Source organism: Salinivibrio sp. ML290 (assembly GCF_001995695.1).
GTDB classification, from domain to species: Bacteria; Pseudomonadota; Gammaproteobacteria; order Enterobacterales; family Vibrionaceae; genus Salinivibrio; species Salinivibrio siamensis.
Map to the genome: position 1 here is coordinate 225,291 of NZ_MUEY01000001.1, position 24,233 is coordinate 249,523.

Sequence of the window (24,233 nt, forward strand, 5' to 3'; positions counted from 1 at the left end):
GTTGGGTGCGTGGTTAGAAAGTAAACATTTGGTTAGGGGCCTAATTAAATTTTTTCTCAGATGTGGTAATGTAGTTGATTGTGTGGTGACAGCTGGTCTTTTATTGCTGGTAAAGATGGCTTGAACAGCAATGAATAATGGGCGCACCACCAACACTCACAGGCTTCCGAATAAACGGACTAAGGAGTTAACTCGTGAGCGATAAAAGCCATGAAGATATGATGACACCAGACGGGAAGGTTAACCCGATCGATACTGATTATCAGGTCGGTCAGGATAACGTGGCACTGAAACTCGGCCCGTTTGGTTTTGATATTCACAACCGAGTATTTATGGTCTCAGGGCTGGCTATTTTGGCCTTCATTTTTGTCACCCTGGCCTTTCAAAACCAAATTGGTCCTGTTTTTGGGGATCTACGTGGATGGCTAACTTCAAACCTAGACTGGTTCTTCCTTTCAGCAGGAAACATTTTTGTTATTGCCTGTCTAGTGCTGATTGCGTCTCCACTGGGTAAAGTGAGACTCGGTGGTACCGAAGCTAAGCCCGATTACAGCTACGGCGGCTGGTTTGCGATGCTTTTCGCAGCCGGTATGGGTATTGGTCTGATGTTCTACGGGGTTTCAGAGCCATTGACGCATTTCCAAACAGCGTTAGGCGGGACATCCGTAGGCGCTGATGGTCTTCGCACTGACTGGGCGCCTTTGGGTGCGGCAGCCGGTGATACAGAGGCGGCGCGCCGCTTGGGTATGTCTGCCACGATTTTCCACTGGGGCTTGCACCCATGGGCGATTTACGCGGTATTGGCGTTAGGCCTGGCACTGTTTGCGTACAACAAAGGCTTGCCTTTGACCATGCGTTCTGTGTTCTACCCACTGTTCGGTGAACGTGTTTGGGGCTGGACGGGCCACGTGATTGACATTTTGGCAATCATCGCGACCTTGTTTGGTCTTGCAACATCGCTTGGCTTGGGTGCCTCACAGGCATCAGCGGGTCTTCACTATCTGTTTGATACACCGCTAGGTGATACCACAGAAGTGTTGCTGGTAATGGGCATCACAGGCGCCGCGATTCTTTCGGTTGTGGCTGGTGTTGATAAAGGGGTCAAGCGCTTATCTGAAATCAACATGATGCTTGCGCTATTGCTGCTCATCTTTGTGATTGCAGTGGGTCCAACCATCGCTATCCTAACCGGTTTCTTTGGTAACTTGGGCGCGTATCTACAAAACTTGCCTGCGCTGTCAATGCCATTTGGCCGTGAAGATGCCAACTTTACTCAAGGTTGGACATCCTTCTACTGGGCATGGTGGATTTCTTGGTCCCCATTCGTCGGTATGTTTATTGCGCGCGTATCGCGTGGCCGTACCGTGCGTGAATTCATCACTTGTGTGTTGATCATCCCATCAGCAGCCTGTGTATTGTGGATGACTGCCTTTGGTGGCACCGCAATTGGTCAGTTCGTCAATGAAGGCTACACAGCCGTTGTGGACGCAGAGCTGTCACTGAAACTGTTTGCGATGTTAGATGATCTGCCACTAGCAGCGATCACCTCGTTTATCGGCATTATCCTGGTCATGGTGTTCTTTATCACCTCGTCAGACTCAGGGTCATTGGTTATCGACACCATTTCTGCCGGCGGTAAAGTGAATGTTCCTGTGCCACAGCGTGTATTCTGGGCCTCTTTCGAGGGCTTGGTGGCCGTTGCGCTGATCCTTGGCGGTGGCTTGGTCGCCCTGCAAGCAATGGCGGTGTCGACAGGCTTCCCATTCACGATTGTGTTGCTGGTTGCTACCGTGTCACTGTTTAAAGGTTTGGCCTCAGAGCCTCGTGCTTCGTAAGCCAAACACTTAACGTCGCGTTAAGGTTTTATAAGCAGCCCCATGTGGGCTGCTTTTTTTATTGGTTACGTTTTTTCCTATCTATTGTGTTTTTCTTCCCTGATTGCGCCAAAAGCGAGCACCTTTATCCAATCGTTATAACTGTTAAAGAATGAGTTCAAAGGATCTGCTTCGTTGTAAATAAGCTGTGCTGGCAAGGTATGTGTGTAACAACCTTGATGACAAAGTGACCAAGCGGTTAGGGGCCTAATTAAAGCGCGTTCGCTCTATGGTATTGTTGCTGACCGTGTTGTCATTGCCACCCTTTTTGGTGTTTTTATCACGCTTAAATACCAAGCAACCTTCGGCAGTGTTCAGCAACACAGAGAGGCTTGTGAATCGACGGACTAAGGAGTTAACGCGTGAGCGATAAAAGCCATGAAGATATGATGACACCAGACGGTCAGGTGAACCCGATCGACACTGACTACCAAGTGGGTCAGGATAACGTCGCTTTGAAAGTCGGCCCGTTTGGTTTTGATATTCACAACCGTGTATTTATGGTCTCAGGGCTGGCGATTATGGCCTTTGTCTTTGTGACCTTGGCCTTTCAAGATAAAATGGGGCCGATTTTTGGCGATTTACGTGCTTGGCTGACTGCAAATCTCGATTGGTTTTTCCTCTCGACAGGTAATGTTTTCGTCATTGCTTGCTTAATACTGATTGTCTCGCCGTTAGGAAAAGTGCGGCTGGGTGGCACAGAAGCCAAGCCGGACTTTGGCTATGGTGGCTGGTTCGCGATGCTTTTCGCCGCGGGTATGGGCATTGGTCTTATGTTCTATGGCGTGTCAGAGCCGTTGACGCATTTTCAAACCGCGCTCGATGGCACGTCGACAAATGCTAATGGTATCCGGACTGACTGGGCCCCGTTAGGCGGTGCCGCGGGGGATACAGACGCGGCACGTCGTTTAGGTATGTCCGCGACCATTTTCCACTGGGGACTGCACCCTTGGGCCATCTATGCGGTGCTGGCGCTTGGTCTCGCACTGTTTGCTTACAATAAAGGGTTGCCGTTGACTATCCGTTCGGTGTTCTATCCCTTGTTTGGTGAGCGCGTATGGGGCTGGACCGGTCATGTGATTGATATTTTAGCTATTGTGGCGACGCTCTTTGGTCTTGCCACCTCGCTCGGTATTGGTGCCTCACAAGCGTCCGGCGGTTTACATTACTTGTTCGATACGCCGTTAGGCGCAACGACCGAGATCATCTTGGTGGTGGTGATCACCGCGATGGCGATTTTCTCCGTTGTCGCTGGCGTCGATAAAGGGGTGAAGCGCCTATCTGAGCTTAATCTTATCCTTGCGTTCTTGTTGTTGCTGTTTGTGATTGCGGTTGGCCCGACGCTCGCAATTCTGACCGGTTTCTTCGGTAATCTCGGCGCCTATTTAGAAAATTTGCCAGCACTGGCGATGCCATTTGGGCGAGATGACGCCAACTTTACCCAAGGTTGGACATCCTTCTATTGGGCGTGGTGGATCTCTTGGTCACCATTTGTCGGGATGTTTATCGCGCGCGTATCTCGGGGTCGAACGGTACGCGAGTTCATTACCTGTGTGTTGTTGATCCCATCGGCGGCCAGTGTGCTTTGGATGACGTCATTCGGGGGCACGGCGATTGACCAGTTTGTCAACGACGGATACACCGCCGTTGTCGATGCCGAGCTGTCTCTGACGTTGTTTGCGATGCTTGAAGGCCTGCCACTTGCGACGATCACCTCGTTCATTGGTATTATTCTTGTCATTGTCTTCTTCGTCACGTCATCCGACTCAGGCTCTTTAGTGCTTGATACCATCTCGGCGGGTGGAAAAATGGATGTACCCGTATCACAACGGGTGTTCTGGGCCACTTTTGAAGGTTTAGTGGCGGTGGCGCTGATCCTTGGCGGCGGCTTGGTGGCGTTGCAAGCGATGGCTGTCTCCACCGGCTTCCCATTCGCCGTGGTGCTCCTGGTAGCGACTGTCTCCTTGTTTAAAGGCTTGGCCTCTGAGCCACGCGCGAAATAAACAGGTGTGCTAACTGTTTGATTGTTAGCTAAGATAGGAAAGGCAGGCCTTCGGGGCTGCCTTTTTTATTACCCGGCCAGCGCTTGAGCTGTGCCGCTGGCGAAAGAACGGATGCCCCAAAGGGGAGCCCTTCAATAAAATGCAGGTTTAGGTGAGCATTATGGAAGCTGAACAAATTGAAATCGCGACATTTCTTGCGCAGTACGCCCCTTTTGACGCAATGCCGGAAGAGGTGGTGGCTGAGGTAGCAACCAGTATTGAAATCAGTTACTACCGTGCAGGCACCGATATTTTTGCTTACGGTGATGAAATTCACGATTTAGCCATCCTGCGCAGTGGCGCGGTCGAGCTCTTTCGCCGGAATGGAACCTTGTACAACCGTATTTCAGAAGGCGATATCTTTGGTCAGATGGGCCTTTTGATGAACAACCGCGTCCGGATGCCCGCCAAAGCGATCGAGGATACCTTGGTCTATTTTATCCCAGAGGCGATGTTCAACCGGCTCTTTGATGACTTTGAGCACTTTGCTGATTTTGTTGAGGTAGAGGACAGAACCCGATTGCGCCAAGCGGTATCGAGTCACAACGAAGCCAATGATTTGACCACCTCAAAAGTGAAAAAACTGATTATCCGTGACCCGGTAATGATATCCAGTACGGACTCGGTTCAGCACGCTGCTCAGGTCATGTCACAAGAGACAGTCTCTTCTATTCTGGTGATGGGCGATGAGCCAGATCCTGATACTGGTATAAAGCCGGTACTGGGGATCATAACGGATCGTGACTTACGTAATCGCGTCTTAGCGGAAGGGTTGCCTTATGAGACGCCAGTGCAAGAAATCATGTCACCACAGCTGATCACGCTTGACCACAATGCGTATATCTTTGAGGCAATGCTGACCATCTTGCGCTCAAACCTTCATCATGTGCCCGTGATTCAACACGGTAAGCCGATTGGTGTGGTCGCACTGTCTGATATCGCGCGCTATGAGTCGCAAAACAGTTTGTTCTTGGTGGCGAGTATCTTCCGCCAACAATCTGTGGATGATTTGGTCATCTTGTCTAAACAAGTGAAAGATTGCTTTGTCCGTATGGTCAACGAAGACGCGAATTCACATATGATAGGCTCCGCGTTGTCGGTGATTGGCCGTAGTTTTAAACAGCGCTTGCTTGAGCTTGCTGAGGAAGAGCTCGGTGAGCCGCCAGTGCCGTATTGCTTTTTGGCCATGGGGTCAATGGCACGTGACGAGCAGTTAATTGTTACTGACCAAGATAACGCCATTATTTTGGACGATAGTTATGATCACAGTCAGCACAATGCGTATTTTGAAGCCTTGTCTAAACGTGTCTCTGATGGATTGAATGCGTGTGGGTATACGTATTGCACCGGCAATATTATGGCGACTAACCCTGAGTGGCGAAAAACGCTGAAAGAGTGGGAGCAATGCTTTGCTGATTGGATTGATAATCCCAGTCCGCGATCGCTACTTGATAGCAATATCTTTTTTGACCTTGATGGCGTCCATGGTCGCACCAACTGGGCAGAGCAACTTAAAGCCTTTATTGGTCGTCGTGCGCGCCGCAACAACCGCTTCTTGGCGGCGATGGCACGCAATGCGCTCAATCGCACACCGCCACTGGGCTTTTTCAAAGACTTTGTCATGGAGCAAGACGGGCGTCATAACAATTCCATTAACTTAAAACGTCGTGGCACGGCACCTTTGGCCGATCTAATTCGGGTACATTCATTGGCGATCGATTCACGCTCGCAAAACTCCTTTGAGCGTTTGGACGATATTATCGAGTCGGGGATCTTGCCTAAAGGTCGAGGCCCAGACTTACGCGATGCAATGGAATTTATCTCTATGGTGCGCATTCGTCATCAAGCGTTAGACATCGAAGCGGGTCGCGAGCCGGACAACAACATCGAGCCAGAGAACCTATCTGACTTTGAACGTCGAAACTTAAAAGATGCATTTCAGATCTTAAGTAACGCGCAGAAGTTCTTGAAATTCCGCTATCAGCCGAATCGGTCTTAAGGGGAGGGTATGCTTCATTTCGATTTGAGAAAAAAAGAGGATGCCGACGACGTGGATTGGCGTGCCATGCTGGAAACCAAACGTGAGACGGTCCAGCATGAGACGTTGCAAGCGTTTTATCAGCAAGGCTGGGTATCGCCTGATACGCCTGTCTCCCAGGTGTCTTTTGTGGCGTTAGACTTTGAAACCACAGGGCTTGATAGCCAGCAAGATGCGATTGTCAGTATTGGCTTGGTGCCCTTTACCCTGAATCGCATTCGTTGTCAGCATGCGCAACACTGGATTGTTAACCCTAACCGGCCGTTGGCAGAGTCGTCGATTGTCATTCATGGGATCACCCACTCAGATATCGTGAATGCCCCTGACTTTTCGCATGTGATTGAACCTTTACTGAGCGCGCTAGCCGGCTCAGTAGTCGTGGTTCATTATCGCCGTATTGAGCGGGAGTTTCTGGACCGTGCGATCAAACAGCGCCTAGGCGAGGGGATCATTTTCCCAATGGTCGATACCATGGAATTAGAAGCGCGCAAACATAGAAACGGTAAACGCAGCTTTATGGATTGGATTGCCCGTCGCCCGCCTGAGTCGATTCGTTTAGCCGATAGTCGTCATCGTTATCACTTACCCTTTTACCAGAGCCACCATGCGCTGACGGATGCGATGGCAACGGCTGAACTACTGCAAGCGCAAATTGCCCATGACTTTTCACCGGACACGCCCATCAGTGAACTATGGCGCTAACCGTGGGAACGGTCCTCGCGACTAAAGTAGAGGCTCGTGGCGAGACAATGAACCCTTTGCTGATGGTTTTCGTAATGACTGATAAGGCGTATAATCAACGTGCTACAAGTCAGTGACGAAAGTGAGAGGAAAAATGACATTGATCCATGCGGTTGAAGGGTTAGCGTTCGGTCTCGGTGTGCTATTGCTGTCATCGTCCATTGGCTTTGCGTATTGGGGGATCACTTTAAAGCCTGAAGAGGCTGAGGACATGACCGCACGTAAGATTGAGTTGGGGTTTTATGCGGGCGCGTGTCTTGTTTTCGCCCTACTCATTGGCTATTGGTTGAGCGTGTAGCCTTAGAAACTTTGGTATAACGGCGACAGCGCAAGCCTAAGACTTAAAAGTGAGTGCAAAAAACCACCGATTTCTCGGTGGTTTTTTCGTATGACCCGTAGGGGATTACCAAACGTCTTTATCGATTTGCTTATCCAGTTTCGGGAACTTGGTGCGATCAAAGGTTGGGTTCTTGCCCGCACGGCGCTGGTCTTCATAGTCTTTCATCAGCGCGAAGGCGACACCCGACAAGAGCGCAATCGCCACCAAGTTGATCACGGCCATCATGCCCATCGACAAGTCAGCAAAGCTCCAGATTAACGGTAAGTCGGTAATCGATCCCACCAACACCATAGCTAGCACAGCAATACGGTAGAGTAGAATCGCGTTTTTCGAGCGGAAAATATACTCGATGTTTGACTCACCATAAGAATAGTTGGCAATGATAGAGGTGAAAGCGAATAAGAGGATTGCGATAGCAATAAACGCCGCACCCCAGTCACCCACTTGGCTAACCAATGCTTCTTGGGTAAGCGCAATACCCGTTAGGCCGCTATTTGGCTCAAGCATACCGGAGATCAAGATGATCGATGCTGTCGCGGTACAGATAACGATGGTGTCGACAAAAACACCCAGCATCTGAACATAGCCTTGCGCCGCTGGGTGATTTGGCTTGGTGGTTGCGGTAGCGGCCGCATTCGGTGCTGAACCCATACCTGCTTCGTTTGAGAACAAACCGCGCTTGATACCGTGCATCATCGCTTGCGCGATCGCATAACCCATTGCACCACCCGCCGCTTGTTCAAGCCCGAGCGCGCTTTTAACAATGGTGGAGATCACAGCAGGTAGCTGCTCGATATTCATGCCAACCACGACAAGCGCAACCAGCAAATACGCCAGTGCCATAAACGGCACGATCAGCTCCGCCACACGCGCAACCGAACGCATACCGCCAAAAATCACGGGTGCGGTCACTACGGCAAGGGCGATGCCAACCGCTAAGGCATCAAAGCCAAACGCGGTATTCATTGCTGCAGCAATCGAGTTGGACTGGACACCGTTAAACGCCAGACCAAAGGCGATAATCAGACAAATAGCGAACGCAATACCTAACCAGCGCTGACCTAAGCCTTTCTCAATGTAGTAAGCCGGGCCACCGCGAAAGGTCTTATCGTTGTGGTTAACTTTGTACGCCTGCGCCAAGGTGGACTCGACGAAACTGGTTGCCATGCCGACCAATGCCGTTAGCCACATCCAGAAGATAGCACCAGGGCCACCCAGATAGAGTGCGACGGCCACACCGGCCATGTTTCCGGTACCGACGCGCGCTGCCAGACTGGTACTAAAGGCTTGGAAAGAAGAGATACCACCTGACGCGCCATCGCGGCTGTTGGCCATGAGTTTGAACATGTGGCCAAAGTTACGGAATTGAATAAAGCCAGATCGTACGGTGAAGTACAAACCTAAGCCAATCAAAAGATAAATGAGTACGCTGCCCCAAAGGAGGCCGTTACCTGTATCGACTATGGACACAAATAGATTTTTAAGTTGTTCCATCATTAAACTCTGTTTTGTCTGTTGGGAGACGCCTAACTCGATAAACACGTGAACTCAGGTTCATCGTGAAAGAGCGAGGGTCGACAACCACTGTCCATGTGAGATCTCTGCCGTCCATGCAGGTGAGCAACGAAACGCGCGATAGCACCAAAACATCTGGCTTGCTATGACGCGCGATGTTGGATCTGCAACAGCATTTTGAATCCATGCTCGGCTGTTGCCAGAGTGCGCCGTTGCCAGTGATAGCGATGTCTTAGCACATCAATACACTAGGTGGAGCACGCCGGATAATACCGACATTTGTGAGACAAAACACTAGATGATTATTGATCTGTTGGTWTTTTGAGCGGTCTTGGGTGTTAATAACAGCACTAAAAACTGTAACAAGAATGTAATGGGTTGCATGCTAATTACTTGATGTTAAAGCAGTCATCTCGACGCTTTTCGCATATTACTCCGTATTTTTTGACTAAATAACGTTTTCTTGCGCGCTGAACGAAATGTGATCAATGCCTCATATTACCGCCGATTTATCGTACCGACTGTCGAACGAATTTGCCCGAACCGGTAGATAAAGGTGACTTATTCACTGGATGACGCCGCTTTTTTGGTCAGCAAATCATGCTTAACGATATCGATCGCGGAGAGCGCTGTGTCGGTATCGATAGCATGGCTTTCAAGCAAGTAAATAAGATCGACGGCGAGTTTAACGTCGTCGGGGGCCTCTTCGAGTGCTTTTGACGAGGAAGAATGTGAGTCGGTCATGATGCCTCCAGGCTGGCGGAAAAGTCGGGAAAGTGGGTGAGCGCGGCTTGTATCAGTTGTTCGTGCAACGGGATTAGCTGCTCATGGGTGTCATGATAGCCTCCTCCTATGACCGCAGCGACAGGTATCTGGTGGGAGGCACACCGTGATAACACGCCTGTGTCGCGTTGAAAAATACCCTCAGCGGTAAGTGACAAATACCCCAACGCATCGTCTTTATGCACGTCGACACCCGCATCATAGATCACCATGTCGGGGCGGTGCTGAGCCAGTGCAAGGTCGAGTAAAGGCAAAAAGGCATCGAGATAGTCGCTATCTTGGGTGCCAATCGGGAGGGGTAAATCAAGCGTTGATGATGGCTTTCGCGAGGGGAAATTTTTCTCACAGTGGACGGAAAAGGTCACAATATCTGGATGTGAGGAGGCTAGCGCGGCGGTGCCGTCACCGTGGTGAACATCGCAATCGACGATCATCACTGTCTCTATGCCCGGCTGCGTGAGGGCATGACGCGCAGCAATCATTAAGTCGTTAAATAAACAAAAGCCACTGCCAAAGTCATAATGGGCGTGATGGTAGCCGCCGGTAAGGTGAATAGCCAGACCCGTGCGCAATGCCTGATCCACCGTTAAGGTGGTGCCACCCAGTGAGGTTAAACTGCGCTTTATTAGCGACTTACTCCAAGGAAACCCAATACGGCGCATTTTTACCAAAGGCAAGTTGCCCTCGAGTAATTGACTCACATAGGCGGGGTCATGAATCGCGTCAATGATCTCTCTGTGCGCGGCGGTGGGCTGGTAAAACTCAACCGGCAATCCAAGCGCTTGCAATCGTTCGAACAGCAGCCGGTACTTTTGCAGTGGATAACGGTGACCCTCGGGAAGCGGGAAATCAGAGTAAATGGGATGGTATATCAGTGGTAGCACATTCGCTCCTTACGTTATCGCTTTTCCCGGTAAGTAATGGTGGTTTCAATACGTTCTCGAGCTTTGGTGCACCGCGCTAGACGCTGCTCGAGCGCGAGAACTTGCTTTTGATGCTGTTGCCGTACAGCCGGACTGGAGGCCATCTCAACACTGGCGTTGGCATCACGGAGTTTGTCGGCGAGACGCCGCTCCCAGTCTTGATGCTTGGCCAAGTCTTGATAGAGCTCACCGATAGATTGGCGTCTTGGCCCACGACGTGCTTGTTCTTGCTTACGTAAAGGTTGAGTGGCAAGTTCACGTTGGAGTGCGGTGATTTGTGCTAACAAGGTTTCGCAAATATGGGTGGCTCGCGCATCCGTTAGTACCCCTTGCTGATGWTCGCGGCGCATCACGGCTAACAGGCCTTGTGCTTCATTAACACAGGGCGTTAATAACTTACCTTTGCAGTGAAAAAGTGGCGTGGCAAATAGCGGTGCCTTGGCTTCTCCTCGGCGACGATCAACCTCTGCGGCTTGAACGGCGAGTTGATCTAAATGTTGAGCCATGGCATCGATTTGCGCTTTCATGATGTTTTCTCTCTCAATGAGGGTTAGAACCAAGCATCAACGGCGAGTTTGCCCGCTAGAATAACCACCGCGGTGATAAAAATAGGGCGAATAAAACGGCTACCAAAGCGGATGGCTGAGTGAGCGCCAATAAAAGCCCCTAGCATTAAGCAGGCTCCCATGGTTAAGCCCAGCGCCCAGCTTACATGGCCTAACAGCGCGAACGCCACCAGTGAGGTGAAGTTACTGGTAAAGTTCATCGCCTTTGCTAATCCCGAAGATAGCAAAATATTCATCCGATAGAGCGACATGGTGGAAACCGTCCAAAACGCGCCGGTTCCCGGGCCTGCCACTCCGTCATAAAAGCCAAGTGATAAACCCTGACTCCACTGTTTTATGGGCAGCTTTGGGCAACGTGCGGGTAGCTGGTTGTTATCGCCTTTAGGGTGTGGATGCCAGATGGTATACACCGCGGCGACCAACACCACAATGGGAATGGCCTTCTCTAACCATTCGGTACTCAGAACGTCCACCAGCAGGGTGCCGGCCGTGGCGCCAATTAAGGTCCCCCAAAACGCATGCTGCCAAAATAAGGGAGAAAATAGGCGCTTTTTATAATAAGTGAACGCGGCGGTGCTCGACGCAAAGGTCGCGGCCAGCTTATTGGTGCCTAACGCAACATGCGGCGGCAGGCCAAGTGATAATAGGGCAGGGACAGTGAGCATGCCGCCACCGCCAGCTACCGCATCAATAAATCCAGCGACAAACGCGGTTAGCCCCAGAATAACTAAAGTAGAGAGGTCAATCAGTTCCAGCATGTTAACTCGTCAGTTTAAGGTTCGATCACGCGTGTAAAGGGAGGTAGCGAGTCGAGTAAGGATTGGCCATATCTACGGGTGATAATGCGCCGGTCAAGAAGCACTACTTTACCAGAGTCCTCTTCTTTGCGCAGTAGACGACCGACTGATTGTACAAGCTTTTTACTCGCTTCTGGCACCGCGATTTGTAAAAACGGGTTGCCACCACAGCGCTCGATATACTCCGCGTGCGCTTCTTCAACCGGCGAGGTGGGCACGGCAAAAGGGATCTTAGTAATAATGAGGTTGGTCAATAAGTTGCCCGGTAAGTCCAGGCCTTCGGAAAAGCTGCCGGTGCCAAAAATGATACTGGTTTTATCAGCGTTAACCGCTTGCTGATGCGCCTTTAGTAATCCGGTACGCGACTGGCTCCCTTGGCAAAGCAGCTGCCAGCCCCGTTGCTTGCAGGTGCTTTCTATCGCTTTTGTCACTTGCTGCATTTGCCAGTAGGAGGCGAAGAGCACCAAAGAGGCGCGTTCGCCTTCCAGATGTTCGAGTATTTTATCGCTCAGCACATCCGTAAAGTCGCTCGCTTGAGGTTCACAAGGCATCGTCGGGATCACCAAGCGCGCTTTGTTGGGGTAATCAAATGGCGAAGGTAAGGCTAAATAACGCGAGCCGTCGGTTTCGCTCAAGCCCACTTGACGGCAGAAATAACTGAACCGGTTGAGTGCACGTAAGGTCGCGGAAAAGAGGCCAACCCCGGCTGCACGGGACCAGAGCATTTGGTCTAAACGCCAACCCACTTCCAAGGGGGAGACATGGATCCAAAGGTCGCCTTCGCGCTCGCGACACGCTCGCACCCAACGTGCCAAGGGGGCGCCTTTATCCGAATTAGGTTGAGCCATCAAGGTCCACACCTTTTCTAAATTTTCTAACCGTTGCAGGAAAAAAGCCGTTTCCGCGAGCGCCGGATCAGCCAGTTTGGCCGAAATGTCATTTTCTTTCAGACGTTCATTGATCAAATCATGAATTTTTCCCAATGCCTGATGGGCTTTTTTGCTCGCCGTTTTGAGTTGCTCACTGGGTGAGATAAGCGCATCGGGGAGCTCGCCATCAGCAAAGCGGTAGCAACCATCATCGTTGAGCGGCAATTGACTGAGCTGTTGTTTAACCTCGCGTAAGCCTGGGATTAAGGTTTGAATCGCGTCTAGCAAGCTATCCACAAACCGATGTGCGCGCTTAATATCAGCGGTATTCCCCAACTTGGTCGTCGCTTGATTGAGCTTTTCCAACCAGCTGACCACACCCAACAGGCTGGCACTGGCGGCCGAAAAGTCTCGCGCGACAGTGGGCAAGTGATGAGCCTCGTCAATCATATACAGGCATTGCTCCGGYTCGGGCAAGATCACTCCGCCGCCGAGTTCGAGATCGGCGAGCAGCAAACTGTGGTTCACCACCACCACATCCGCTTTATCCATCGCCTCTCGTGCTTTAGCAAACGGGCAAGCACGGTGGGCGGGCAAACCGGCATGACAAGTGTGCTTATCAGAGGCGATAGCCTGCCAAAGATGATCAGCAATGGGTTTTGGCCAACTGTCTCTGTCACCATCCCACTTACCCCGACTCAGCGCAGCGTAGAGATCGTTGAGTAAAGATTGTTCGCTGCGCTTGGGTTTTTGGGTAAATAGCGCCCCTTGAATGCTTTCCATGTCCGCTACCGCACTGAGCTTATGTGCACAGCAATAGCGTTGACGCCCTTTGGCTAAAATAAAATCGAACGGTTTGGGGCAGATGCGATGAAAAAACGGGATGTCTTTATTGGCAAGCTGTTCTTGCAACGCCACCGTCGCGGTTGAAATCACCACTTTTTTATTGTTGTTGAGTGCAAACGGGATCGCACCCATCAGATAGGCCATCGACTTACCGACCCCTGTGCCTGCTTCTGCCACTAATAGTCGCCGTTTAGGCGCGTAATCGCCAGCTAGGGTTTTCGCGAGCTCTGCCACCAAATAGTTCTGAGCTTTACGGGGAATAAAGTGGGGAAGTTGATCTTGTAGCGTTTGATAGCACGCGCGAATGTCTGATTTTACGGCAGGGCTGAGCATCAACAGGTCCGAGTTGCAAAGGTTGACGCCTAGTATAACACGGGGCAAAAACGTGAAAACGATCGCGAACTGCAAGATTTCCTTACAGATATGAGATCCTGGTCACGAATTTAATTTGAACCATTCTTCGCTATCTTGCTGATCTGCCGTTTGATTAACAAAACGCCTGATTTAAGCTACTGATTAGTTTTTTATTCTAATGTAAGAGGAAAAAATCACATTTTTTGGTGTTTTGTGTTGTTAGTGTTTGTTGTTTATTTTCATCAAAAGGCGGGTGTCGAGTCAGTTAAACTGTGATCTCAGTTCAGTAAATGTCACTATATTATTGTTTTTAAGCGGTTTTTGCCTAGATTGTAATGCGCTTCCGACGAGTTGACAGAACCACATTTGTTCTGCACGATTAGCCACGAAGTTTCAGTGAACTGGCATTTTGTTCTTCGCAGCGTTTGCTGCTGATAATAGAGTGACAGTCACCATAAAACAGAGTTCCATGAAGGAACTCATAATGACTAAATAGAAAAGGCAGTGGATTAACCATGAAAAAGACTATTCTAGCAATGGCAGTACCAGCTCTGCTGGCTGCTGGCTCAGCATCAGCAAGCATCAACCTGTATGACGCAGAAGGCGTTAAAGTAGACGTTTCTGGTGCAGCTGAAGTTCAGTACATCCAGAAAATCGGCAACGACCGTGACGGTGCATGGCGTCTAGACGACGGTGATGTTCAGTTTGATACTGAAGTAAGCGTTTCTGACAAACTGAGCGCAATCGCTGCTGTTGATTTCGAATTCGAAGGCGCAGACGACAACACCGGCACAAACGGTAATGTTGAAAACAACGTGCTTTACGTTGGTTTGAAAGGTGGCTGGGGTCAATTCACCGCGGGTCGTCAGCTATTGCTGATGGATGACGCTGGTATCACTAAAGACTACGAGCTATCTGTAAACTCGTTTGGCTCTGACTACACTCACGCGCAACAAGTAGGCAAGTACGTTTACGACAACGGTACTTTCTACGCAGCGGCGACTTATACTGATAAGAGCGACGGCTTTGAAGACGATTCTCAAACTGCTGGCACTGACGGTTACTACGGCGCTGGTGATGACATCGCAATCTACGAAGGCCGTTTAGGCTACCGCGTAGCTGACGCCGACGCACGTGTTTACTATCAAAAAGCTGACAACATCAACCGTGATAGCGATGACTCAGTTGATACCTACAACTTCGAAGTTGAGTACGCAGGTATCGAAAACGTGGGCATCGCAGCTTCTGTTGGTCGTAAATCAGCAGACTTGAATGGTGTAGATACTGACACTGATTATGTGTCTATCGCTGCTGACTACACCATGGGTAAAACTACTTACGCAATCGGCTTTGACAACAAAGATGTTGACGGTCAACAAGACGACGTAAACGGTTACTACGCTAACGTTACTTACGCACTGCACAGCAACGCAAAAGTGTACGCTGAAGTAGGTGACAGCGACGGTGACGAGCAAGACTGGGGTTACGTAGCTGGTATGGAAGTTAAGTTCTAATTGAACTTACACCATCATTGCTAAACGTAGCACTGGTTACAAAAGCCGCCTTAGGGCGGCTTTTTTATTATCACGGTTTGGAGAAAAGATGAAAAAAATAGTAGGTGTGAGCTTGGTGCTATGTACTCTCATGGCATCGGGTGTGATTAATGCCGCAGAGATTACCTCAGCACGCAATATCGAATTCGTTGTTGTTGATGGCGAAAAAGTAACGTTTGACAACTGGTCTCCAACTCAGACAATTGAGTTGCCGGATGGCAACCATCAAATTGTGGTGCGATTTGAGGGTGAGGTGAAGCGAGGTAGTCGAGATCTTGTCTTTACATCACGACCGTACCTCTTTGAACTCAACGTTGATGGGCGTGATACGACGATTGATCTCGATACTCGACTAAAAACAAAAGTCCAAGCAGAGCATTATTTTGACGATGCTCAATGGCAAGCCGAGTTCGATAACGGTGATGTGATGCCTTTAGAGGCCGTCGAGTTAAAAGGGGATGGTTTTGCCGCCTATGCCGATATGGAGGCCTTGGTGGCGGAGTACAACCGTGAGAATGGCATCATTATCGACCAAGGTGAAAGCAAGAACCTCAACGATGTATTGGTCGAGGTGGATGATCAAGGTAAAGCCTCGATCAAAGGTGATGCCTTGTCGCAGTTAAAGCTTTGGTATACTAAAGCCAGTGACCAAGAGCGTAAGTCGTTCCGTCGTTGGATTATTGACCAAGATTAAGCGCCTTAGGATGATGTGTGATCGTTGGTCTTTAAACAGTCAATAAAAAACGCGCCCAGCTGATGCTGGGCGCGTTCCGTTTAAGCCACGATGAGACAAGCGAAAGTCAACCTCGCGATCACACGGTTTTACGTGCTCCAGCTGTGGCTCGGCGAGTGGCTGGATCGTGATGATAATAATTTGACGCACGGCACTGTGGGCAGCGCTGCTCGGCGGCGTCTTTCATTAAATCATCCAGTGGAATTTCACTTTCACAATCGGCACACAAGCCATAAATCTCCAAATCCATGGCACATAAAGCCGCATCGACTTTTTCTAAACGTTCACCGAGGCATCGGATGGCGCCAGGTACCCCTTGGCTTTCTTTAATCAGATCCGAAATGGTGAGGTTCTCGCAATGCTTGTCCCAGTCTTCACGCAATCGCGTGGTTAATGTTGCTACTAGCTCAGTGCGTTCGCGGTTAAGTTCACGCCCCAGCTGAGCAAGGGTTGTTTTATCCATGGTCAGTTCGCTTGATTGGCTAAAATGACTTTTATCATGACGCAGTCACACAAGTTGTTACCCTGATGTAAATCAATGAACCGGCTAAAACCTTACAAAGAGTCCGTTTTTAGCGGTGTTGACCTGAGCTATAGTACCCGCTCACTGTTGTTATGCTGTTGTGAGTGAAGTAACAAAATGGAACATGATTTTAAAGAGCCTTATAACGTCAAGTACTTCATCGGCTTCCTGCTGGTATTACTGATCCCGACCTTACCTGCCAGTCTCACTTGGCTTGGCATTATTTTTGGCGGCTAATCACCGCCTTATTCACTCGCCGTGCGGCATTCCTTATTCGCCACCCTGTACCTCCATCGTCTCTGACACTACACTTAGCATGAGTGAACAAGCGCGACCATCTCGAATCGAAGGGTAATCGAAGGGTAATAGAGACTATGCAACAAGCACCGACAGCCGCATGGCGTTGGTTATGGAACGGGTTAGGTTGGTTATGGGTCGCGCTGGGTGCGGCAGGCGCCTTTTTGCCGGTACTCCCGACCACGCCGTTTTTGCTGCTCGCCAGTGGTTGCTTTATGCGAGGCTCTCCTCGTATCGCTAACTGGCTCCACGCCCATCCAACGTTCGGGCCGATATTGACGGACTGGTACCAAAAGCGCGCGATTAGTCGCAAAGTAAAACGACGCGCGACCGTCATGATAGTGGCAAGTTTTAGCTTCTCCATTTATATCGTCGGGGCGATGTGGCTGAAAGCGTTACTGGTTACCTGCCTAATTGTGCTCTTATGCTGGTTTCTCCGCCTACCTGAAACGGAATCTGTTGCTGGTTCGGCCGAAAATTCATAACATGACGGTTTGCGTTTTTTACCGGCGAGAATTGGCCATGAGCACCGACAGCTTGAATGTCATCAAACAAAGTATTCAAACCATCCCAGACTATCCCAAACCTGGCATCTTATTTCGCGATGTCACCAGCTTAATGGAAGACCCTGCTGCCTACCAAGCCTCCATTGATGCCCTGGTTGCGCAATACCGCGATCATGGATTTACCAAGGTGATTGGTACCGAGTCACGTGGCTTTTTATTTGGTGCACCATTGGCGCTTGCGCTAGGGCTCCCGTTTGTGCCAGTGCGTAAGCCTGGCAAGTTGCCACGCGCGGTGATCAGCGAAAACTATCAGCTAGAATACGGTGAAGATACCCTGGAAATCCATCGTGATGCGATTGCTGAGGGGGATCAAGTACTGGTGATTGATGATCTACTGGCGACAGGCGGCACCATAGAAGCCACCGTGAAGCTGGTACGCCGTTTAGGCGGCACCGTGGCGCATGCTGGGTTTGTGATAAGCTTGCCGGATATCGGCGGTGAAGAAAAGCTGGCCGCGCTTGGGATCAACGTTTATAGCTTGTGCGAATTTGCAGGCCATTAATGCCAGGCTATATGCAGGGTCCCGCGTTAGCAATAAGCATACAGGAAGCGGATTGACATGAGTTACCAAGTCCTCGCTCGCAAGTGGCGACCCCATAATTTTGAGTCTGTTGCCGGTCAAAGTCATGTGCTGACGGCCTTAGCCAATGCATTGGATCATGACCGCTTGCACCACGCATATTTGTTCAGTGGTACTCGTGGTGTGGGCAAAACCACCATTGCGCGCATTTTTGCCAAAGGGCTCAATTGCGAACAAGGGGTGTCTTCTTCGCCATGTGGTCAGTGCGCAACCTGCCTTGAAATTGACGAGGGACGTTACGTTGATTTGCTGGAGATTGACGCTGCGTCCCGGACCAAGGTGGAAGACACGCGAGAGCTGCTCGATAACGTCCAATACAAACCCGCACGTGGCCGCTTCAAAGTGTACCTCATTGATGAAGTCCATATGCTGTCACGGCACAGCTTCAATGCGCTGCTAAAAACGCTGGAAGAGCCGCCTGAGTACGTAAAGTTTTTATTGGCGACCACGGATCCACAAAAGCTGCCGGTCACCATTTTATCGCGTTGTTTGCAATTTCACCTAAAACACTTTGATGCGAGCCAGATTCAGACGCAGCTAGAGCATATCCTTGGTCAAGAAGGTGTCGAGGCAGAGTCACGTGCCTTAATGCTATTGTCACGGGCTGCGGAAGGCAGTATGCGTGATGCCTTGAGCTTAACCGACCAGGCCATCGCGCTCGGAAATGGCCACATCAGCACCCAAGCTGTCGCTGACATGCTGGGGACCTTGAGTACCGATAACGCACTCTTGCTCCTTGAAGCCTTGGCGAATCATGATGCGGTTGAATTGATGAACATGCTGGCGCAGATTGCGCACGTCGGGGTGGAGTGGGATGGTTTACTCAAAGAGTTAGCCAGCCAGCTTCACCATGTGGCGCTTGCCCAAGCACTGCCTCAGACCCATGATGATGACAGCGGGGAGCAAGCACGGATTCACGCCTTGGCCTCGCGGCTTGCGCCACAAGATGTGCAGCTGTGTTACCAAATGGCACTGCAAGGACGGCAAGACCTGCCTTATGCCCCTGATGGGCGGGCCGGTCTAGAAATGGTCTTGCTGCGTATGTTGGCGTTTCAGCCGGTGAAAACGGTACCGTATGAACCGGCTACCATATCGGTGCCGGCACACGATCCCGCATCTTCACCACAACAGCCGGTAAAAAAAGATCCCTCGCAAGCACTGAACGCGTTGAAAGCGCAGGTCTCATCGGCCAGTGCGGCGTCGCCAAACCAGTCGTCACCAAGCCAGGGGCACGAAGTACAACAGAACCGGCCCATGGGCGATACCCCGGAGAGCAATGACCGAGACACGCCGGAAAGTCCCCAAAATATCAATGACACACGCGCGCCAGCTCCTCAGCAGGCGACGGCAAAGACTAGCGCGGAGGTGCCTAGCGCAGGTGCATCCGGCAGAGGGGCACATGAAGCGAGTGTTTCCGAGCTGAGCCAACCAGCAGTCGATGACTCGGCGCCAGATGCCGCGTCATCACTTGCGAATCAGCCGTCTGCCTCTTCGCCTGCCTCTAGTCTTATTCAGGCTCGTAATCAGTTGCGTAGTCGTATGAAACGTCAATCTGAACAATCGGGGAGTGGGGTAAAAAAGACGGGGCGGACACCGGCCAAGACTGATGCGTTATCTGTGCTCGATCGCGTCGCGACGGCGGCAGAGAGTGCATCGCCTGTGTCCGCGCCTGAACAAAAGACACCGAGTGTGTCGTTGTCACCCGTGACTGAACCTACTAACGGGTCGTCAGAGCCTTACCAGTGGCGCTCTACGCAACCGGTGTCACCGGAGCCCGAGACGGTGCCTTCACTGACACCTAAGTCGTTGAAACAGGCGTTAGAACATGAAAAAACGCCCGCCATGCGCGACAAACTGGTACAGGAAACCAACGCACAAGATCCTTGGTGTGCCTTGGCAGACAGTTTAGAGGTAGAGCGCCTAGTTAAACAAATGGCACTGAATGCGGCGATGTCCCAGCAAGGCGAACGCGTACAGCTTACATTGCGCCCGGATCAATCGCACCTTAATACCGAAAAAGCGCAGCAGCAATTGACTCAGGCCTTGACGACGGCGCTGGGCGCCCCCATAACCTTGGAGGTACAGCTCGGGGAAGCGGGAATCACACCTTTAGAGCGGCGCGAACAGCTCTATCAACAAAAATTAGCGCAGGCGACACACAGCCTGCATAATGATCCGAATGTGACTTTTATTCTTCAACGCTTTGCGGCGGAGTTAGAAGAAGATAGCATTCGACCAATTTAAGACACCTAACCAAGAGAGAGAATTATGTTTGGTAAAGGCGGCATGGGTAACATGATGAAGCAGGCGCAGCAAATGCAAGAGCGCATGCAAAAAGTACAAGAAGAAATTGCCAGCATGGAAGTGACAGGCGAAGCGGGCGCAGGCATGGTGAAAGTCACCATGACAGGTAGCCACAGCATCCGTCGTGTCGACATCGACGATAGCTTGATGGAAGATGATAAAGACATGCTGGAAGACTTGATTGCGGCTGCATTCAACGATGCTGCCCGTCGTGTCGAGGAGCAACAAAAAGAGAAAATGGCGGAAGTGACAGGTGGTATGCAGTTACCACCAGGCATGAAAATGCCCTTTTAATCTATGCGCACCAGCCAGTTACTTGAACAACTGATGGACTCGCTGCGTTGTTTACCAGGCGTAGGCCCCAAATCAGCGCAGCGGATGGCCTACCACTTATTGCAACGAAACCGCCAAGGCGGGCTGGCCCTCGCGCAAGCACTGAGTACGGCAATGACTGACATTGGCCACTGCAGCCAATGTCGAACCTTTACCGAGCAAGACGTGTGCGCGATTTGCGATAACCCGAAACGCCAAGAAACAGGGTTGATTTGTGTGGTTGAAAGCCCGGCAGATATTGCAGCCGTGGAAGCCACGGGTCAGTACTCAGGGCGGTATTTTGTTTTGATGGGACACCTGTCACCCCTTGATGGCATTGGTCCGGCAGACATTGGCCTTGATGTGTTGGAAAAGCGTCTGCAACACGAACCGATCCAAGAGCTTATCTTGGCGACCAACCCGACAGTGGAAGGCGAGGCAACGGCGCAATACATCGCTGAGCTATGCCAAGAGCACCAAGTGGGTGCGAGCCGTATTGCACATGGCGTCCCCATGGGAGGTGAGCTAGAGCTGGTGGACGGTACCACGCTATCTCACTCAATTATCGGTCGCCAACAGTTGAAATATCGCTAGAAGCGCCTGACGTGCAGAGACCGCAGCTACCGTTGCTGGCATTGTCTTCCACCGCGAGGGTCGGCAAGACAATGTGGCAACACCCACCGTCAAAGCAGCGATGTCAATCACACGACTGACGTGTAAAGCCTAGCCTCTGGTTAGGCTTTTCTTTTTTATTGTCTATCGACTTACTACTAACTGGCTTATATTTGACCACTTAGACCTTGAAAGCGTGGTACCGGATCCCTATATCCAAGGAGACGGAAACAACGAATTCATTGTGACGCGGGCAGATTGTCCGCGTCGCCATTAATCCTCATAGTGTTAGGTAGATTGACATGAGCGTGAAAACCCCAGAAAAACATCAGTTTGGTTCTGATACCTCCAAATTGCTGCAGTTGATGATCCACTCTCTCTACTCAAACAAAGAGATTTTCCTGCGAGAGTTAGTGTCAAACGCGTCGGATGCCGCCGATAAGTTGCGCTTTAAAGCATTGTCAGCGCCTGAGCTTTACGAAAATGACGGTGACCTGCGTGTCCGTCTGTCTTTTGATAGCGAAGCCGGTACGTTAACTGTCTCAGACAATGGTATTGGTATGAGCCGTGACGATGTCATCGCTAACCTCGGTACCATTGCAAAATCAGGCACAGAAGAGTTTCTTAAACAGCTTAACGAAGATCAAAGCAAAGACTCGAACCTAATTGGCCAATTCGGGGTCGGCTTTTACTCTGCCTTTATTGTGGCTGACAAGGTAACCGTAAGCACTCGAGCGGCGGGTCTTGCGGCCGACGAGGCAGTGCAGTGGGAATCAACCGGTGAAGGTGAGTATACCCTAGAGCCTATCAGCAAAGCTGACCGTGGCACTGAGATAACGCTGCACCTTAAAGACGACGAGAAAGAATTCCTCAATGATTGGCGCCTACGTGAGGTGATCGGTAAATACTCCGACCACATCGGTATTCCGGTAGAAATGTGGACGCAAGAGAAAGACGAGGAAGGTAACGAGACGGGCGAAGGTAAGTGGGAGCAAGTTAACAAAGCGCAAGCGCTTTGGACTCGTGCTAAGTCAGATATCTCGGCAGACGAATACAAAGAGTTCTATAAGCATGTGTCTCACGACTTTGCCGAGCCGCTGACGTGGAGCCACAACCGTGTAGAGGGTAAAAACGACTACACCAGCTTGCTGTATATCCCGTCAAAAGCCCCTTGGGATCTATACAACCGCGAGCACAAACATGGACTGAAACTCTATGTACAACGCGTCTTTATCATGGATGATGCGTCACAGTTCATGCCAAGCTACTTGCGTTTTGTTCGTGGTTTGATTGACTCTAACGATCTGCCGCTTAACGTCTCGCGTGAGATCCTGCAAGACAACAAGATCACCCAGTCACTGCGCGGTGCGTGCACCAAGCGTGTGTTGTCAATGCTAGAAAAACTGGCTAAAAACGATGCTGAAAAATATCAGACATTTTGGCGTGAATTTGGCCTGGTAATGAAAGAAGGGCCGGCGGAAGATTTCAGCAACAAAGAAAAAATTGCTGGCTTGCTGCGCTTTGCCTCAACGCATGAAGACAGCGCTGAGCAAACCGTCTCTTTGGCCGACTACGTGTCGCGCATGAAAGAAGAGCAAGACAAAATCTACTACATCACCGCGGATAGCTACAATGCGGCGAAACACAGCCCGCACTTGGAGCAGTTTAAAGCCAAAGGCATCGAAGTTATCTTGATGTATGACCGCATCGATGAGTGGTTGATGAGCTACCTGACCGAGTTTGATGGTAAGTCGTTCCAGGCAATCACCAAGGCAGATCTCGATCTGAGCCAATTCGATGATGAAGAAGCAAAAGCAGAGCGTGAAGAAACCGAAAAAGCGTTTGAGTCTGTGATTGAGCGAGTAAAATCGCACTTGGGTGATCGTGTTAAAGATGTACGTACCACCTTTAAACTCTCTGGCACACCGGCGGTGGTGGTGACCGATCAGTTTGAAATGGGCACGCAAATGGCGAAGCTTTTAGAAGCCGCTGGCCAGCAAGCGCCGGATGTGAAGTACATCTTTGAACTGAACCCAGAGCACGCTCTGGTTAAGCGCATGGCAGATGAACGCGATGAGCAGAAATTCGGTACCTGGGTAGAAATGCTGCTGGGTCAAGCGATGCTGGCAGAGAAAGGCAGCATGGACGATCCGTCAGACTTCTTGGCCTCGGTCAACCAGCTTCTGACTAAGGTATAATCGACAGGCGATTGTCGAGACCACATACTGAATGACTATCGAACAAGCCCGGCCGGATTGCCGGGCTTGATAGCGTTTAGTTAAGCGTGTATGTTTCGTGTCTTTGCGAATATAGACGCAGTTTAACGAAACCTAAATAATCATAAAGGGGATCACTATGCGCATCATTCTGTTGGGTGCACCGGGCGCGGGTAAAGGGACGCAAGCGCAGTTCATCATGGAAAAATACGGGATTCCGCAGATTTCTACGGGTGACATGCTGCGCGCCGCGATTAAAGCGGGCACTGAGCTTGGCAAACAAGCCAAAGCGGTTATTGATGCTGGCGAATTGGTGTCTGATGACATCATTCTTGGCTTGGTTAAAGAGCGTATCTCGCAAGATGATTGTGCCAACGGCTTCTTGCTAGATGGGTTCCCACGTACCATTCCACAAGCTGATGGACTGAAAGAGATCGGTGTTGCGATCGATTACGTACTCGAGTTCGATGTTCCGGATGACGTTATTGTTGAGCGTATGAGTGGTCGCCGTGCTCACCTTGCTTCAGGCCGTACTTATCACGTTGTTTATAACCCACCGAAAGTGGAAGGGAAAGACGACGTGACTGGCGAAGCGCTAGTGGTACGTGATGATGATAAAGAAGAGACGGTGCGCGCGCGTTTGAATGTTTATCATAATCAAACTGCACCACTGATTGCTTACTACAAAAAAGAAGCCGATGCTGGCAACACCCAGTTTGTGACCTTCGATGGCACACAAGGGGTTGAGCAAGTCAGCGCAGAGATCCAAAAGGTTCTCGGCTAATTTTTTGTTTAAAGGGTCAGTGCTCAGGCGCTGACACCTGTTCTCATCGGTATGACTGATGCCAG

At 50.6% G+C, this 24,233-nt stretch carries 21 protein-coding genes; 14 read left to right on the forward strand and 7 right to left on the reverse strand.

Annotated features, from left to right (window positions below; genetic code table 11):
- Positions 1 to 218: 218 nt before the first annotated feature.
- The 5 genes from BZG23_RS01145 to BZG23_RS01165 all read left to right on the forward strand — a co-directional run bounded on the left by BZG23_RS01145 (position 219) and on the right by BZG23_RS01165 (position 6,993).
- A complete protein-coding gene (locus tag BZG23_RS01145; RefSeq protein WP_198531468.1) occupies positions 219 to 1,835 on the forward strand; it encodes a BCCT family transporter in 1,617 nt (538 codons plus the stop codon).
- A 425-nt stretch (positions 1,836 to 2,260) separates the two neighbouring features.
- Entirely contained in the window at positions 2,261 to 3,877 is a 1,617-nt protein-coding gene (locus BZG23_RS01150; RefSeq protein WP_198531467.1) for a BCCT family transporter, read from the forward strand.
- Positions 3,878 to 4,037: 160 nt separating this feature from the next.
- Positions 4,038 to 5,915, forward strand: a complete 1,878-nt coding sequence (locus BZG23_RS01155; protein WP_046073595.1) for a DUF294 nucleotidyltransferase-like domain-containing protein — start codon at positions 4,038 to 4,040, stop codon at positions 5,913 to 5,915.
- A gap of 9 nt (positions 5,916 to 5,924) precedes the next feature.
- Positions 5,925 to 6,656: a 3'-5' exonuclease gene (locus BZG23_RS01160; RefSeq protein WP_046073594.1), complete on the forward strand. Its 732-nt coding sequence runs from the start codon at positions 5,925 to 5,927 to the stop codon at positions 6,654 to 6,656.
- Between the two features lie 133 nt (positions 6,657 to 6,789).
- Complete coding sequence (locus BZG23_RS01165) at positions 6,790 to 6,993, forward strand: hypothetical protein (protein ID WP_046073593.1); 204 nt, start codon at positions 6,790 to 6,792, stop codon at positions 6,991 to 6,993.
- Positions 6,994 to 7,098: 105 nt separating this feature from the next.
- On the opposite strand, the gene BZG23_RS01170 is transcribed toward BZG23_RS01165, so the two are convergent.
- The 6 genes from BZG23_RS01170 to dinG all read right to left on the reverse strand — a co-directional run bounded on the left by BZG23_RS01170 (position 7,099) and on the right by dinG (position 13,667).
- Positions 7,099 to 8,529 (reverse strand): alanine/glycine:cation symporter family protein, encoded by a 1,431-nt coding sequence (locus BZG23_RS01170; protein WP_077605902.1) that lies wholly within the window; start codon positions 8,527 to 8,529, stop codon positions 7,099 to 7,101.
- A 582-nt stretch (positions 8,530 to 9,111) separates the two neighbouring features.
- Positions 9,112 to 9,294, reverse strand: a complete 183-nt coding sequence (locus BZG23_RS01175) for a DUF2496 domain-containing protein (RefSeq protein WP_077605903.1) — start codon at positions 9,292 to 9,294, stop codon at positions 9,112 to 9,114.
- Complete coding sequence (locus BZG23_RS01180) at positions 9,291 to 10,217, reverse strand: histone deacetylase family protein (protein WP_077605904.1); 927 nt, start codon at positions 10,215 to 10,217, stop codon at positions 9,291 to 9,293. Before BZG23_RS01180 ends, BZG23_RS01175 begins: the two co-directional genes overlap by 4 nt.
- 14 nt (positions 10,218 to 10,231) lie before the next feature.
- A complete protein-coding gene (locus BZG23_RS01185) occupies positions 10,232 to 10,783 on the reverse strand; it encodes a primosomal replication protein (RefSeq protein WP_241837164.1) in 552 nt (183 codons plus the stop codon).
- 23 nt (positions 10,784 to 10,806) lie between these two features.
- Positions 10,807 to 11,580, reverse strand: a complete 774-nt coding sequence (locus tag BZG23_RS01190; protein ID WP_077578509.1) for a sulfite exporter TauE/SafE family protein — start codon at positions 11,578 to 11,580, stop codon at positions 10,807 to 10,809.
- A 14-nt stretch (positions 11,581 to 11,594) separates the two neighbouring features.
- A complete protein-coding gene (dinG, locus tag BZG23_RS01195) occupies positions 11,595 to 13,667 on the reverse strand; it encodes an ATP-dependent DNA helicase DinG (protein WP_077605905.1) in 2,073 nt (690 codons plus the stop codon).
- A 536-nt stretch (positions 13,668 to 14,203) separates the two neighbouring features.
- Here dinG and BZG23_RS01200 point away from each other — a divergent pair.
- Together BZG23_RS01200 and BZG23_RS01205 are read left to right on the forward strand one after the other, a co-directional pair.
- A complete protein-coding gene (locus BZG23_RS01200; protein ID WP_077605906.1) occupies positions 14,204 to 15,202 on the forward strand; it encodes a porin in 999 nt (332 codons plus the stop codon).
- An 88-nt stretch (positions 15,203 to 15,290) separates the two neighbouring features.
- Positions 15,291 to 15,935 (forward strand): YccT family protein, encoded by a 645-nt coding sequence (locus tag BZG23_RS01205; protein WP_077605907.1) that lies wholly within the window; start codon positions 15,291 to 15,293, stop codon positions 15,933 to 15,935.
- A gap of 118 nt (positions 15,936 to 16,053) precedes the next feature.
- Here the strand turns inward: BZG23_RS01205 and BZG23_RS01210 are convergent, their stop codons facing one another.
- Positions 16,054 to 16,437 (reverse strand): hypothetical protein, encoded by a 384-nt coding sequence (locus BZG23_RS01210; protein ID WP_046073585.1) that lies wholly within the window; start codon positions 16,435 to 16,437, stop codon positions 16,054 to 16,056.
- 434 nt (positions 16,438 to 16,871) lie between these two features.
- Here BZG23_RS01210 and BZG23_RS01215 point away from each other — a divergent pair, with 434 nt between their 5' ends.
- The 7 genes from BZG23_RS01215 (at position 16,872) to adk (ending at position 24,168) form a co-directional block, all read left to right on the forward strand.
- Positions 16,872 to 17,279: a YbaN family protein gene (locus BZG23_RS01215; RefSeq protein WP_046073583.1), complete on the forward strand. Its 408-nt coding sequence runs from the start codon at positions 16,872 to 16,874 to the stop codon at positions 17,277 to 17,279.
- Between the two features lie 37 nt (positions 17,280 to 17,316).
- Entirely contained in the window at positions 17,317 to 17,862 is a 546-nt protein-coding gene (apt, locus tag BZG23_RS01220; protein WP_077606011.1) for an adenine phosphoribosyltransferase, read from the forward strand.
- Between the two features lie 57 nt (positions 17,863 to 17,919).
- Positions 17,920 to 20,184: a DNA polymerase III subunit gamma/tau gene (gene dnaX, locus BZG23_RS01225; RefSeq protein ID WP_077605908.1), complete on the forward strand. Its 2,265-nt coding sequence runs from the start codon at positions 17,920 to 17,922 to the stop codon at positions 20,182 to 20,184.
- Positions 20,185 to 20,208: 24 nt separating this feature from the next.
- Positions 20,209 to 20,538 (forward strand): YbaB/EbfC family nucleoid-associated protein, encoded by a 330-nt coding sequence (locus BZG23_RS01230; RefSeq protein WP_046073581.1) that lies wholly within the window; start codon positions 20,209 to 20,211, stop codon positions 20,536 to 20,538.
- Positions 20,539 to 20,541: 3 nt separating this feature from the next.
- Positions 20,542 to 21,150 (forward strand): recombination mediator RecR, encoded by a 609-nt coding sequence (gene recR / locus BZG23_RS01235; RefSeq protein ID WP_046073580.1) that lies wholly within the window; start codon positions 20,542 to 20,544, stop codon positions 21,148 to 21,150.
- A gap of 320 nt (positions 21,151 to 21,470) precedes the next feature.
- On the forward strand, positions 21,471 to 23,366 hold the full coding sequence (gene htpG / locus BZG23_RS01240) for a molecular chaperone HtpG (protein ID WP_077605909.1): 1,896 nt from the start codon (positions 21,471 to 21,473) through the stop codon (positions 23,364 to 23,366).
- Positions 23,367 to 23,523: 157 nt separating this feature from the next.
- On the forward strand, positions 23,524 to 24,168 hold the full coding sequence (gene adk / locus BZG23_RS01245) for an adenylate kinase (RefSeq protein WP_046073578.1): 645 nt from the start codon (positions 23,524 to 23,526) through the stop codon (positions 24,166 to 24,168).
- The last annotated feature ends 65 nt before the right edge of the window (positions 24,169 to 24,233 follow it).